13 protein-coding genes are annotated in these 14715 nt (G+C 56.1%); 9 read left to right on the top strand and 4 right to left on the bottom strand.

Annotation, left to right across the window (positions count from 1 at the left end):
- Window positions 1-8: 8 nt before the first annotated feature.
- The 9 genes from BJG93_RS08185 to BJG93_RS08145 all read left to right on the top strand — a co-directional run bounded on the left by BJG93_RS08185 (window position 9) and on the right by BJG93_RS08145 (window position 9138).
- Window positions 9-1112, top strand: a complete 1104-nt coding sequence (locus BJG93_RS08185; protein WP_027197805.1) for a zinc-dependent alcohol dehydrogenase — start codon at window positions 9-11, stop codon at window positions 1110-1112.
- A gap of 44 nt (window positions 1113-1156) precedes the next feature.
- On the top strand, window positions 1157-2002 hold the full coding sequence (locus BJG93_RS08180) for an amidohydrolase family protein (RefSeq protein ID WP_027197804.1): 846 nt from the start codon (window positions 1157-1159) through the stop codon (window positions 2000-2002).
- A gap of 237 nt (window positions 2003-2239) precedes the next feature.
- Window positions 2240-3304, top strand: a complete 1065-nt coding sequence (locus tag BJG93_RS08175; protein ID WP_027197803.1) for an aromatic ring-hydroxylating dioxygenase subunit alpha — start codon at window positions 2240-2242, stop codon at window positions 3302-3304.
- Between the two features lie 50 nt (window positions 3305-3354).
- Window positions 3355-4920: an FAD-dependent oxidoreductase gene (locus tag BJG93_RS08170; protein WP_027197802.1), complete on the top strand. Its 1566-nt coding sequence runs from the start codon at window positions 3355-3357 to the stop codon at window positions 4918-4920.
- A gap of 31 nt (window positions 4921-4951) precedes the next feature.
- Window positions 4952-6289, top strand: a complete 1338-nt coding sequence (locus BJG93_RS08165) for an MFS transporter (RefSeq protein WP_027197801.1) — start codon at window positions 4952-4954, stop codon at window positions 6287-6289.
- Between the two features lie 66 nt (window positions 6290-6355).
- Window positions 6356-7528: a mandelate racemase/muconate lactonizing enzyme family protein gene (locus BJG93_RS08160; protein ID WP_027197800.1), complete on the top strand. Its 1173-nt coding sequence runs from the start codon at window positions 6356-6358 to the stop codon at window positions 7526-7528.
- Between the two features lie 71 nt (window positions 7529-7599).
- Window positions 7600-8112: a hypothetical protein gene (locus BJG93_RS08155; protein WP_027197799.1), complete on the top strand. Its 513-nt coding sequence runs from the start codon at window positions 7600-7602 to the stop codon at window positions 8110-8112.
- A 307-nt stretch (window positions 8113-8419) separates the two neighbouring features.
- A complete protein-coding gene (locus tag BJG93_RS08150; protein ID WP_034479413.1) occupies window positions 8420-8938 on the top strand; it encodes a hypothetical protein in 519 nt (172 codons plus the stop codon).
- 11 nt (window positions 8939-8949) lie between these two features.
- Window positions 8950-9138 carry a hypothetical protein gene (locus tag BJG93_RS08145; protein ID WP_027197797.1) on the top strand — a complete coding sequence of 63 codons (189 nt, stop codon included), beginning with the start codon at window positions 8950-8952 and terminating at the stop codon, window positions 9136-9138.
- 505 nt (window positions 9139-9643) lie between these two features.
- On the opposite strand, the gene BJG93_RS08140 is transcribed toward BJG93_RS08145, so the two are convergent.
- The 4 genes from BJG93_RS08140 to BJG93_RS08125 form a co-directional block, all read right to left on the bottom strand.
- A complete protein-coding gene (locus BJG93_RS08140) occupies window positions 9644-10690 on the bottom strand; it encodes a TauD/TfdA family dioxygenase (RefSeq protein ID WP_051374405.1) in 1047 nt (348 codons plus the stop codon).
- 62 nt (window positions 10691-10752) lie between these two features.
- Complete coding sequence (locus tag BJG93_RS08135) at window positions 10753-12150, bottom strand: MFS transporter (RefSeq protein ID WP_154671829.1); 1398 nt, start codon at window positions 12148-12150, stop codon at window positions 10753-10755.
- A gap of 43 nt (window positions 12151-12193) precedes the next feature.
- Window positions 12194-13288, bottom strand: coding sequence for a mandelate racemase/muconate lactonizing enzyme family protein (locus BJG93_RS08130; protein WP_071336524.1), 1095 nt, complete (start codon window positions 13286-13288; stop codon window positions 12194-12196).
- A gap of 7 nt (window positions 13289-13295) precedes the next feature.
- Complete coding sequence (locus BJG93_RS08125) at window positions 13296-14666, bottom strand: MmgE/PrpD family protein (protein WP_071336525.1); 1371 nt, start codon at window positions 14664-14666, stop codon at window positions 13296-13298.
- Window positions 14667-14715: the final 49 nt, after the last annotated feature.

Below are 14715 nucleotides of genomic sequence, written 5' to 3'. Positions count from 1 at the left end.
ACAAACACATGACGAAGAAGGTACTGGCAGCAGTCAAGACGGATGTCGAAACCACGGAAATTCGTGAATTCGATTATCCGACTGTCAAGCCTGAAACCGGAATTCTGCGCATCGAAGCCAGTGGCGTCGGTGGCAGCGATCCCGAGCTCTACCGCAAGGCCGGCCACGTTCCGGTCATCATGGGCCACGAAAACGTCGGGACCATCGAAGAAGTCGGTGAAGTCGCGGCCAGGCGTTGGGGCGTCAAGCCAGGCGATCGCGTTGCTCTGCACGAATATCTCCCGTGCTGGCACTGCGAATGGTGCATGAAGGGAGATTTCCGTCTGTGTATGGAAGTCGATTTCTTCAATGTGAAGGATCGCCTGAATACCGATCGGTTCGGCATGTCCACCGCCAACAAGGCACCGCATCTGTGGGGTGGCTACGCGCAGTATATGCATCTGCCGCTCAACACGGTGTTGCATAAAATTCCGCAAGACATGCCGGCGACGCACGCAACACTGGCAGTGCCGTTCGGTAACGGCGTGCAGTGGGCGTGTCTCGACGGCGGCGCAGGTCCCGGTAAGGTCGTACTCGTGTGGGGACCGGGCCAGCAGGGCTTGGGCTGCGTGCTGGCGGCAAAGGCCGCAGGCTCATATACGGTGATTCTGGCCGGCATGACGCGCGATCAAAGTCGTCTCGATCTGTCGCTGCGCCTGGGCGCCGACTATGCAATCAACGTCGAAACGCAAGACCTCGAAGCCGAAGTGATGCGTATCACCAGGGGACGAGGCGTGGACGTCGTGGTCGATACGACCGGCGACCCCAAGGGCGAGATCGTCAAGCAGTCGATCGCACTGGCGGCAAAAGGCGCCTATCTGAGCCTGAACGGCCTGGAGCAGCACGTACCGATCGGCGAGATCAAGAAGCGCTATCTGACGGTTCGTGCACCGCGTGGCCGTAGCTACGCAGCGGTCGAATTGGCACTGCGCTATGTAGGCTCAGGCCGCTATCCGATCGATGAAGTGTGCTCGCACACGTTCGGCCTGTCGCAGGTGCACGACGCAATTCTGGCCACCGCAGGTCGGGGCATTCAAGGTGCGATCCACGTGTGCGTGGACCCGTGGAAATAATGCCGCAGATCATTGGTTAAATTGAATTTAATAGAGGTAACGTCATGATTGACAGCCACGCACACCTTATTTCGACCGACCGCGAGAAATATCCGCCGTCGCCGCTGAGCGGCGTTCTGGAAGAAAACGCATTCGACAATCCGGTAACGGCTGAGCGCTTGATCGATTTGCTCGACACATTCGGTATCGATAAGGCGCTCGCGGTCCAACGCGCGCACCTCTACGGCTTTCACAACGACTACGTCGTGGATTCCGCACAGAAATATCCGGATCGTCTGCGTTCGCTGTGCATGCTCGACGCACTGGCACCGAACGTCGAAGAAACGGTGAAATACTGGGTCGGCGAACGCGGCTCGGTCGGCATCCGTCTGACGGAACCGAAGAAAGGTGCAGACAGCAGCTGGTTCGCTTCGACGCAAGCGCGTCGTGCATGGGCAGCAGTGACGGACCTCGGCGGCAGCGTGCGTCTGCACTTCTACCGCTGGAATCGTTTGGCAGCACTCGAAGCGCTTCAAGACGTGGTGAGGGAGTTCCCTGATACGCCGGTTATTCTTGACCACTTTTCAAATATTGTCGGCGAGGGCCCGGGACCGGATTACGGCGTGGATGAAGCATTGCTGAAGTTCGTCGACAGCCCGAACGTCTTCTTGCTGTATTCCATGATCAACCTCGGCAAGTTGAAGGCGCTCGAGCTGCCGTCCGCGCCGGTTGTCGAGCGTGTGGTGCGCTCGTTCGGTGCCGATCGTGTGATGTGGGGTTCCGACATCGCTCAATCGAAGGGCGACTACAAGGACATGGTCCAGCTGGCGAAGGACTCCGTCGCCACCCTGTCGGCCGAAGATCAGCGCAAGGTGCTGCATACGACGGCTGAGCGCGTCTACTTCAGCTAATGAAGTTGCAAACATAAACGGCGTTCTGACTGGAACGCCGTTTACGTGCATTTCAGGGTAATCCCGAGTCATGTCGCGCGAAGCAACGCGATAAGATGTCGTGAATACTGGATTGAATACTATTTAGGATGTCGGCCCGGTTGAATCACAGAGGTCGCATGCGCGAACTGGCAGGTCTGTTGTGTCGCACCTTGTTCCGATTTATCCGTTCCCGATTCCTTTCTCAGGAGACTGACAATGAAATTCCTCCGGAACTGCTGGTATATGGTTGGGTGGTCGAGCGAGTTCTCGGCTACTGATATCGTCCCGTTCACGGTGATGAACGAGGCACTGGCGCTCTACCGCAAGGAAGACGGCACGCTCGTAGCACTTGAAGATCTGTGTCCGCACCGCCTGGTTCCGCTGTCGGTCGGCCGTAAGGAGGGTGATGAACTGCGCTGTATGTACCATGGTCTGAAGTTCGCCGCCGACGGACGCTGCACCGAAATCCCGGGCACCGATCGTATCTCGTCGAAGGTCTGCGTTCGTAGCTACCCGATCGAAGAAAAACATGGTGCTGCATGGGTTTGGATGGGTGACGCTGCAAAGGCTGATCCCGCGCTGATTCCGCCGATCGAAGGTCCGGACAGCGCTGTCTTCGCGATGAAATGCTCGAAGAAGGTATGGAAAGGGAACGCGGAAATTGTCGCTGACAACTTGCTCGACCTTTCGCACGCACCGTATGTTCACGAAGCGACGTTCGGTGCCAACAACAAGGTGTCGCTCAAGATTCAGAAAGATGGCGAAGCAAAGCGCGGCATCGATACGGTCGAGCGTGGCGTCGTTGCCGACCGCTGGCACCTGGGACGTCAGTCGAATCCATACTTCGGTGAAATCCCTTCCGACGACAACGTCGTCAGCACGTTCCTCGTACCGGGCGTCTTCATCCTCAAGATCCATTCGTACGCCCCGGGCGTTCAGGATCGTCTCGTCGATGGCAGGCCCGCAGAAGAGCCGATCTTCCGCCGTTGCACATGCCAGATGATCACGCCGATCAACGATACGGAATCGATGTTCTTCTACAACTTCGGTCCCGATCACGAGCATGCGGATCTGGCAGATCACGCTTTCGCGATCGCCGAAGCCGCATTCGCTGAAGACAAGGCAATCATCGAGACGCAGCAGGCAACGATCTCGAAAACGCCGGGGCGCAAGATGATCATGTTGGTGATGGATCAACCGGTGCTGCGTTACAACGAAATCTACAACGGTCTTCGCTCGGCGGAAGAGGCTGAGCGAGGCGCTGCTGCCCCCGCAGCCTAGGTAGATCGAACCGCGCTGGTATGTTTTCTGAGACACGAGGAATAACGAAAATGGAATTGAATTGGACCGAGCCCCGATGGGATGACCAGGCCGATATGGTTGTTGTCGGCTACGGCGGCGCCGGCGCGGTGTTTGCGCTTGAAGCTGCCGAGCAGGGCGCCGACGTGCTCATTCTCGAAAAGGGTGTGCAGGGCGGCGGCAACTCGGTCTGCGTCGCGGGCGGTCTGATCATGACCTCTGTCGACGAAGAAGAATCGTTCAAATATCTGAATTGGCTGTGTGGAGGCCAAACTGATGAAAGCGTTCTTCGCCATTTCGTGTCGAGCCTCAAGAACATACCCGCCTGGCAGCACAAACTCGAATTGCCGCTCAAGGACAACCCGCAGCCGTTCTCGGCACCGGGATTTTTTCCCGAATTCCCTGGGGCTCCCGGCGGGGAAAGCATCAAAGGTATGAGCGTCGTCGCCGCACCGGGCGGAGCTAGTCTCTGGAATGCGATCTCCGCACAAGCGGAGAAGGCGGGTGGCCGCGTCCAGTGCAACACTCGCGTCACCAGGTTGGTTCAGCACCCGGCCACGAAACGGATTCTCGGTGTTGAAGCCGAACATGACGGCAAGACGATCGCGGTGCGTGCTCGCAAGGCAGTCGTGTTGGCCAGTGGCGGCTTCGAGGCGAACGACGCCATGTGCAAACAATTCCTGACTGCTTGCCCGATCTACTTCCTTGGTAGCCCGAATCTGACCGGCGACGGCATTCGAATGGCGCAGGAGGTTGGCGCGCAACTCTGGCACATGAACGCCGTAGCGGGCCCCCTGAACATGGGCATCAAGACGAAGGAAGGCTACGTCTATGTGACTTACGACCTGAACAAGGTCGCGGGCTTCGGCTATAAAAGCGGTGCCTTCAAGGACGGCGGCAGTCTGTTGTGGGTCAACCGCCAGGCGAAGCGCTTCCATAACGAAACGGTGGACACGTCGGTTGTCCAACATGGATTGGCCAATCGCGATACCTGGTTGGCAACGACGCCGGGCACCCCGGAATTCACGAACGTGCCGGCATTCCACATTTTCGATGAAAAGGTGCGTGCGGGTGGGGCGGCAATGACGACGCTGAATTCGCGTGTGCCGCCGTGGTCGCAAGACAACCTCAAGGAAATCGAAGAAGGCCTCGTCATCAAGGCCGATACGCTTGAAGAACTGGCGTTGAAGTGCCAGTGGCCGGAGATCCAGGGTGTGTGCAAGGCCGGCCACCTCGATCCGGCCGCACTTCGCGAGACGGTTGAGCGTTACAACGATCACTGCCGCAACAACCTTGATCGCGATTGCGGGCGCGAAACGTTCCTCGTGCCGCTCAACGATGAAGGCCCGTACTACGCGATCGGGCCAATGCTCCCGACCTATTTGAACACGCACGGCGGTCCGAAACACGACGCAGGTCAGCGTGTTCTCGATCACCAGAACAAACCGATCGACGGTCTTTATGCAATCGGAGAGTGCGGATCGCTATGGGGACCGTACTACAACTCGATGGGCGATATCGCCGAGTTCATCGTATCTGGCGTGACTGCGGCAAAGACCGCACTCGCCGATAGTGGGCGGGAGAATGGCCAAAAATAGTTACACCGATAATTAGCAAGGAGACACCGTAGTGAGTGAGATCGCAGAGGTACATACGGAGTTGGCACCCGCCGACAACGTGGAAGATTCAAAGACGGCCAAAGGTGCATGGTGGATGCTTATCGTTTTGACGTCCACCTACGTCATCTCGTTTATCGATCGGGGCGCGCTTGCTCTCGTTGTCGGACCGATCAAGCAAGACCTCGGAATTTCCGATCTTCAGGTCAGTTTGTTGCTCGGCCTCTCTTTTATGTTGCTGTATAGCATGCTCAGTATTCCGATGGGCATTCTGGTCGACAAATACCAACGTAAGACGCTCCTCGGCGGTGCGATCATGGCATGGTCGGTGGTTCAGATGCTGTGTGGTCTGAGTACGACCTATCTCCAGTTGTTCTTGACGCGTGTTGGTCTCGGTGTCGGTGAATCGGCGCTGGCCCCCGGATCGCAGTCGATGATTCGTGACGCATTTCCGCCGCATCGTCGCAGTGTTGCTTTCGGCATCTACAATATCGGCCCGATGTTGGGTACCGGTTTGTCGATGGCTCTCGGTGCCGTCCTGTTGAAGGCAGCTTCCGCAGGCGCATTCGATGCACTACCTGTCGTCGGCGGCATGAAGCCGTGGCACTTTGTACTGCTAGTGCCGGGCATCATTGGAGTTCCGTTCGCGATTCTCCTTTGGCTGCTTCGTGAGCCGCCCCGTCGTTTCCAGACCGCTATTTCCGAGGTGACGTACAGGCAGACCATGTGCTTCGTCTGGAACAATCGCGGCGTGTATGTTCAACTCTGGGCTGCGATCTGCCTATACGGTATTGCCGTCGGTTCACAGATGGCATGGCTTCCGGAAATCATCGCTCGTACGCTACATGTTGCCCGTCCGGAAATCGGTAAGGCGATAGGCGGCGTGGCACTGCTCGCTTCCCCGCTCGGTCTGCTGATTTGCGGCGGAATCGCGGACCGGCTGCGCAAGCGCGGCATGGTCGATGCGCCTGTCAGGGTAGCGGCACTCACAACGGCAATCGCCGCTGTCGTTACGGCATGCTTCCCGCTCGTCCATACGATGGGCGCGGGTATCGTCCTCTACTTCATCCAGATGTTCATGTTTGCGATGTTCGCGGTGGCAGGCGGTGCAACGAATGCCGAATTCACGCCGGGTAACATGATGGGCAAGGTCACCGCCATCTACTACCTGATCACCAATCTCGTCGGTTTGGCACTCGGCCCGACAGTGGTGGCGCTCGTCGCTAAATGCTTTGACGGTCCGAATGCACTAGGCGCCTCGTTCATCATCTGCTATGTGGTCTCTGTGGCATTGGCAGTAATTCTGCTGATTCGTGTCTGCGGTGCATTGCGTCGGCCCGTCGTGCGATAACTCGTCGTCGCCTTGGGGCGTCATTTCTGACGCCCCTTTCTACGAATTCCTATAGGTTTAATTCAAGTGAAGATAACCCGCGTTGAGTGCATTCCTATTTCGATGCCGCTGAAGAAGCCGATTAAGCTGCCGAACGTCACAATCACATGCCTGAATACGCTTCTCTTAGCTATTACAGCCGACAACGGTCTCGTCGGCTATGCGGAGTCGGGTGACACTTCATCGTGGTATCGCGGTGAAAGCCAGGCATCCATGACGGCCATGATTTCCGATATCTTCGCACCGCGAATCCTGCTTGGTGAAGATCCGTGCAATATCGAGAAGATCGTCGGCATGATGGACCAACTCGCCCGCGACAACAATCAGGCGAAGGCGTTGGTCGACTGTGCGCTGCATGATCTGAAGGGCAAATCTTTGGGCGTGCCAGTCTACAGCCTGTTGGGTGGCCGCACTCGCGAGAAGATTCCGCTCGGTTGGGTATTGTCGGCGGGTGAGCCCGAAAAGGTGGCCGAACTCGCGATCCAGGTCCGCGAAAATGGCTTTTCGGCGTTCAAGCTCAAAGTGGGCCGTCATACGTTCAATAACGACGTGGCTACGGTCCGCGAAGTGCGAGCTGCGCTCGGGCCCGATGCCAAGATCATCCTGGACGCGAATGGCTCATGGAACTACGAGCAGGCGTTGGCGACGATGAAGCGCCTCGATCAATACAACCTCTCATTCATGGAACAGCCACTGGCGCATCAATACCGCGACAGCCTGGCGAAACTGCGCGAGCGTATCACCACACCAATATACGCAGACGAGGGGGCGCAAGAGTTGGGCGATCTGCGCGAAATCGCCGAAAGGCGTTCGGCCGATGGCGTTGTTCTCAAGATTCAGAAGGTCGGCGGACTGGTCAAGGCACAGCGATTCCTGGCCGCATGTCGCATGTACGACATTCCCGTCTTTTGCAGCACGCTGATCGGATCGGGTGTCGAATCCGGGCCGAGCACGCATCTCATGGTCGCAAACGAGTGGGCATGCCAGTTCATGAGCGAAAGCATGGGCCCGCTCGCGATTCACGCAGCATGGAACAGTGGTGATATCCCCGTTGATCAGGACTTGGCTATCGGTGGCCAGCGCTTTAGCGGCGGCTTTGCGTATCCGAGCGAAGGCGTCGGATTCGGATTTGCATTGAATCAAGAATTACTGGCCAAGATTCGTACGCCGGGACAGCAGCATCGGGTTGTCGAAGCGTAATAGCGGAACACAACGCGGCGGGCTCGATTCCGCCGCGTTGCATAAGCATAATCCAATATAGGAGACATTCGATGCAGGGACTTAATTCGCCACCGTGGAAATATGCTGTACTTTGGCTCCGGGTTTATTTCGGCGCCGATCTTTTGTGGTCGGGTTTCCGCTATCTTTCGACAGGCTGGGTTCCGTTTATTCCAGGCATTGGAGGTCAATACGTGCAGGCACTCGATGCCATTCACATGTTTTATGCCGTTAAAGCAGTGGAAATGCTGGCCGGCATCCTGTTGCTGACGAACCGATACGTGTTGCTCGGCGCAATTCTCGAGTTCCCGACATCCATCTCGATTTTCTGGATTAATACTTTTATCGTTGCGACTCCACGTCAATTGTTCTCGGGTCCGAATCAACTGTTAATGAATGGCCTCATTCTGCTGGCATATGGTGGCTACATGGCAAATGTGTTTAAGCCAAACAAGCCGCTCGCGCTATGGGAGGGCTTCAAGGTTGACGTCTGGAAAGAGCATTTGAGGCTGAGTAAAGGCGCCGAATCGACGTCCACTACTAAGAAATCAAACGATTTCGCATAAGGGAGATCGAAGATGAAAAGTAACCGGAATCTTTATATTGGCCTTGCATGCTGCGTCATCATGACATGCTGGGTATTCTTCGGATCCACAGGACTGGGCTATACAGAATATCGAGAATTGCGCGCACGCGATATGTTTGGCCTGGCAATTCCATGGATCTGCGTCATCACCGTCTTAATCCGGGATCGACGCAAAGGCATCATTTAACGGGCTCTCAGGCGGGGGTCTAGACCACCGCCTTTGAGGTATGCCTGCCGCAGGCATATTTCGTCGCTGTACTGCACTAACTTTTCGGAAATATTTCCCTATGCAAAGCGCTAATTCTTCCCCGTGGAAGTACGTCATTACGTGGCTTCGGCTGTATTTCGGCGCACACCTTTTCTTCTCAGGCATTCGATTCGTGATCGACGGTTACGTACCGATGGTTCCTGGTCTTGCCGGTCAGTATTTGGCCGGTGCCGATGCAATCGGTATGTATCATTGGGTCAAGTATATGGAGGCGGTTTACGGCTTCCTGCTTCTGACGAACCGTTTTGTCTTACTGACGCTGATTCTCGAAATGCCGACGACGGTCACGATTTTCTGGCTGAATACGTTCATTTCCGCAACGCCGCGTCAATTGTTCTCGGGCCCGCAAGAACTGCTGATGAACGGTTTGCTTCTGCTTGCGTATAGCGGTTATATGGCTGCATGCTTCCGCCCGACCCTGAACCCTATGTGGCTGTGGGACGGTTGGAATGGCTTCAACCTGAAGGGTAAAGGTGGTCTATTGCAAACCGACCCGACTTTGGTCGGTGTGTCTGTCGAAGAAAAAGTATCGGCTTAAGGAGCACTCGCATGAAAAAAAATACCTGGATCGCAATCGCCATCTGTATCGCGCTGACGCTGCTGGCCATCGACGGCTCAACGGGTTGGGGTTGGGCGGACTACCGTCCGCTGCGTAACTTCGATTACTTCGGTCTCGGCGTCTCCTGGCTGCTTTTTATCGGCGTGCTCATCCGCGACAAGATCAAAGGTGAAGCCTGAGCCTCGGTTGTGGATCTATAAAAGAGCCCGGAGACGACTCTCCGGGCTTTTCTATTTGAAATGTATCGCTAAAAGGTGCTGTTGAGAGTTCGAAAGTGGATGCGCTGAAGCTCGCAGAATACGAAGCTGCTGAGCCAGAAAATGCGTTCGACCATCCAGCGGCTCCGCAACCGAGCGAAGGTTTTTTCGCGACCGGTAGCCTGACGACTAACGCTGGATGCCTTGCCCGACTCGGCCTGGCAGGCTCCTCGCCGATGAGCCGTCACCGGCGAGTGCCACCGGACAGTCTGACCGGCGGCTTTTTGAACTCGACGCGCCAGTTGGCCAACTGGCACGTCCACGGCTCGTTGGCTGCCGTCACATGCACGGGGGAGCAACAGCGCCAAAGTGTCCATCGCCACATGGGCCTTGAGAAGATACGTGCGTTAAATTCGTGTAGAACTATAGAGGAATAGAAACGCGAGGAGCGCGGCGAGCGGTACCACCTCGCATTTCCCACGAAAAATCAATTTTCCGGCGCCTCGTATGTACGATACTTGCGCAGCCCACACTCACGGCCAATGCCACCACGGACTTGGCCAGCGCCGACCTCCCCATATGTCGGCTTCAGGCTCACATCAAGTTCACGAGAATTCGGCACCGAGAGCCAGAGGCGGAACAGATGACGCTTCCTCGCTTCGTCGGTGTAATCCTCAAACGCCGTACGTCCATGGACACAGACATGGTTATTGACGAACTGCATGTCGCCGGCCTCGAACATCATGGACACTGCAAACTCTTCGCTTTCGGCAAGTTGGGTGACCAGGTCGATGGCCTCGCGTTGCTTATCCGTCAGATGGGGAACGCCTTCCATCCCTTGCGCGAGATTGATCTTCACGGGAAGCCACAAGCACGAGAGCTTGTTGGCTACTCGCGAAAACAACGGCTGCTGGAAGTAGGGCGGATGACCTGCACTGAACGGAGCTGGGATTGTAGTTTTCCAGTAGAACGGCTGGTAGAGCACCTCCAACAGATCTGATCGGGTCCGCGCGATTTCGTTGTGTATTGCGACGGTACTGGCAATTCGTGACAGTCCGCCAGACTTCGCCGGACGCACGACAAACAGACCGACTACGTCGCAGGTATCGACATGGAATCCACCGGCGGCGTTGGTATTGTAAAGTCGACCGTCGCTTGTACCAAAATCACGGACATCGCCGAGAAAATCTCCTTTATAGCTTTGGCAAACGGCGGTCCCGAGATGCAGTCCGATTCCCCAAAAGATATAGCGAAGATCGTCGACTGATTTGCCTTCCGTCGGAAATCCGCGAAGGACATACAGCCCGTATTGATTCTCCAGTGACTCCTTTAGGTGAGACAAGCGGACGCCGACGTTCGGAAGCGGAAAATCTTCGATGGTCAACGTATCGATTGTCTTTCCGAGGGAATAGGCATGCGCTGCTGCCCGTTCGATCTCGTCAATTTCATCCGGCGTCAACGAGTGAATCCAGTCTGTCGCGGACCCCATAGCGGCGCCGCGCCAGTCGCAGGGGTCATCAATAACAGTATTCATATGATTCTCCAAATATAAAAGCGGGTCGACGATCAGTTATCCCGTGCGTCATTCAGTGAACTCTAGACGGGCGATGCTTGGGATTCCGTAACCTGCTGTTCTACAGTTCGTTTCGGAATATGAGTCTTGAGCAAACCGAGCGCGATAAACGTGACAGTAATGGAGATTGCAACGCCCAGGAAAAGATACGGCGCACCAAAACTCTTGATCACCCACCCAGTAATCGAAACGGAGCAAATGGCGCCCGCGCGCGAGATGGCGACCACCCACCCCACTCCGGACGCACGAAATTCGAGGGGGTAGATATTGGTAGAAAGAGGATATTCGCCGAGTTGAATGCCTGCGATCGAAATGCCGGTCAAGCCCATGCCGACAATCAACGCCAGGTCCTCAAGCGGTGTCGAGGGGCCGTTCACGTGGTTGATTGTTAGCGCGAACAATCCGAGGGCAACGAATACGCCGAGCAGAGCAGTATACTGCAGCGATTTTCTGGAACCCAACCGGCCAAGCAGCCAGCCGCCGATCAATGCGCCGATTGCGCCGGCAAAATTCGAAACCATCAGGCCGTGAACTGCGACATAGAAACTGAAGCCCATGCCCGTCAGTGCCGAGGAAGCCCAACTGGAGAAAGAGACGGCCGCAAACTGATTGGACGCCCCGCTGACCCAAAGACAAAGGGTATCCCGGAGATATTGCGGCGAAAATAGCATGCGAACACCAACGCGACCGAACTTGGGGCGTTCAACGAAGAATTGGCTTTCGCTGGATACCGTAAGGTCCGGGCGCAACTTTTGTAGCGTCGTTGCGAGTTCCTTATTTCTTGATTTTCTCAGCGTAAGAAAGCCGGGAGATTCCGGCACGAGTCCGAAAAGTACGAAAACGAGAAGTAGCGGCACTACACCGCCAAACATGACGACACCGCGCCAACCGAAATGCGGCAAGACCAATGGAATCAGCAGACCATTCAGCGATGCACCGAGCGGGAATCCGATAAATGCCGTGGCCATGACCTGACTGCGAATGCGCTGTGGCAACAGTTCGGACAGGAGTGATGCGATATTCGGAGTTGCGGCACCAAGTCCGACGGAAGCAATCAGGCGAAATGCGATGATAGCCTGCATGCTGGGTGCCGCCGAAATCGCAAGCGTTGCACTACCGAAAAGAATCACACTTGCGATCAATGCACGGCGACGGCCCCACCGGTCACCAAGCGAGCCACCGATAAAACCACCGCAAGCGCCACCAATCGGACTGACAGACAGCGCCAGCGTCACGAGACTACGACTCGCGCTGAAATGCTTGGCCACGACCGGCATCAGGTAGCCAAGTGTCGTGAAGTCCATGCCGTCAATCAATAGCGTAAAGAACAGACAGATCGACACCGCGATCAAAAGGCCTTGAAACTTCGCGCCTTCGATCATCTTATCGACGTCTACTCGTCCTGATATATTTTCAATCACGGGTATGCTCTGTTAGAAAATAGTCCAAAAAATGCTAAACGGATTAAAAGTCAACGGACCGGTAGCAGCGGCTTTCCAAGAAGGAACGATCCACGTCCAGGCCGAAGCCAGGTCCGCTAACGGCCAGGCTGCCAACTCCGTCGGGACGCGGCACCTTGTGGAACAGGCAGTCGCCCCAGTCCAATACTTCTACGGGCAGATGATCGTCCACGCAGCAGGCGATATGCGCGGAGTAGTACGGATAGGCATGGGAGCCGACGCGAGTTCCGATGCGGTTTAGAATGCGAGCGGCTTCGAGTTGACGCAATGGACCGCCCAAGAGTCCCATATCGAGCAGCATATGGGTAGCGCTTGACTCGGCGAGGAGCAGCAGCTCGGAGACGCTCGTGCTAATCTCACCAACGGCAACGGGTGAGGCGACCGATACACGGCTAAGTTCCGGATAGGCAACGGGATCTTCTACCCAGAACAGCGGGGCCGAAAGTCGCTTGACGAAATCGTTCGCCTGTTGCGGCGTCCAGCGACGAAGGGCGTCGATCGCCAGGTTGTCCGCACCGAACATCATGAGCATGCGCTCGACGCGCTTGATATCGACCTCGAAGGGCTGGGCTCCGACGATCATTTTCGCGCGAGTGAAGTTTTCTTCAAAGCAGTGAGTGGCCGCCGCTTCTAGATCGTCGTCGGCTGCAAATGCGAGGTGGTAACTGCTATAACAGGGCACCGGACGAGCGAAACCGCCCCAAAGATGCGCAACCGGAACATCGAGGATCTTACCTAAGAGGTCCCACGCCGCAAGACTGATAGCGCATGCTGCCGCGCGAGTCGCGTTATCCGAATCCCGACCGAAATGCCGTTCTTCGCTTCTTTCGATAGCGATCAGGGTGGAGAGTTTAATGCTCTGTGCTCTCAATAGCTCTTGAGCGGCTTGCGCCGCATCCAACGAAGCCTCGCGCGTCATGTGCTGCACATGGCCGAATCCGCACCGGCCATTTCCATCGCAGATCAATGCATAGAACACGGTTACATGATTGCGGAAACCGGATAGCGCGCGAAAAGGCGTAATCGGAATTTCAGCGGCTCCAATGGAGATCGCGATCTTCGTTCCGAGAAGACTTGCAACGTCGAGATTTTCTACCATTTGATGCTCACACGACAGAGAAGAGGGACGCGAGAGAACGTACTGAGAATCGATCTGCGTCTTGACAGAGGCGTACAGCCTTGGCCGTGTCAAATCCGAGTCCGGATCCGTCGGTATTGTCTCGAAACTTCTCGACGATCTGCGCTGTTGTTACGGGAGAAGCTTCGTGCTGGCTGCCGGTAAATGAACGCCCGTCCTGGGTCCGCAGAGTAATCTCTGTAGACCATCGTCCGGGGCCCGTATTTAGCGGCAAGATGCTAATCCTTTTCATCATCGACTGGACGACGGGGTTTGAGATGTTCTCAGCCTCATACCAATCGCGATAGGGACGAACGCGAAGAATCGCGAGTGCCAGGCCGTATCGCAAGTCGGTCCACGCTTCGATGGGGGTGCTGACATCTTTCTCGTGATGAAGATAGTGTGTTCTTGTCAAGACATCGACATGGTCGAGATCGCCTATGGTCAGATCATTATTGGAAATGAGACCGAGCAACAGCTCGATGATCGGTACAGACCCGGTGCCGACAGGATAGGGCTTGAATTCGACAGTATCGAGTTTCCAAACTTCACCGAGCCCCGTGAGAAGATGGTCCCAGTCACAGCCCTCGGCGCCGGATAATCGCCAAAAGGGATAGTCGCCCTCAAGGACAGATTGATCGCCGGTAAAGCCGCGGCGGGCCAGCAGTGCAGCCTCGACTCCATTGCGCGCCGCCAAACCGATATGATCATATTTGGTCATCGCATCCTGGGACTTGCTGAAGAACCGCCGGAGGGTCGGTATCTGGGCCGAGTAGGCTGCGATACCGAACGCGTTCAGAAATTCGTTTTCAGAAAGTTTCAAAAGGCGACCGGCGGCGACCATAGCACCGATCGTTGCAAAGGTATGTCCCGTCAGCGGAGCCTTCGATTGAGTCGGCCTGCGAAGGGCGGCGCCGAGACGGCCCCCGATTTCCATTCCAAGCGCAATAGCGGTGATCAAGTCGTCGCTGGAAGAGTCGATGGCTTCCGCTACTGCAAGGGCGGCAGGTACAACGACGACTGCCATATGTCCTTCAGGACCGAATGCATCGTAATCAAGGGCGTTTCCGAAGATCGTGTTTGCGAAAACGGCGCTCAGTAGGCTGACGGGCTTATGGCCCAACATAGTGGCTTCCAGAGGTCCGTGCTCTCCAGCACAATAGTCGGCGACGATCTGTCCAACTTCTGTCGTTGCGCCGGCAACCGCACAGCCGATCGTATCCAGCAGAATCGACCTGACGCGACGTTGTGTTTGCTGTGGCAGATTTTCGATCCCAACGCCTCGCGCCATCTTCACGATTTCGAGTGTGGGATTGTCGATCGGTGGCTTGAAAGCCACTGAATTTTCGTTTGGCGCCATGACGCTTTCTCACTCTATGTAGAACGTATTGCGACGGGGCCTCCACGGC

The sequence above is a fragment of the Paraburkholderia sprentiae WSM5005 genome (genome assembly GCF_001865575.2).
GTDB classification, from domain to species: Bacteria; Pseudomonadota; Gammaproteobacteria; order Burkholderiales; family Burkholderiaceae; genus Paraburkholderia; species Paraburkholderia sprentiae.
Note: the sequence above shows the minus strand (reverse complement) of the source record. Positions and strands in the feature narration are given on the sequence as shown.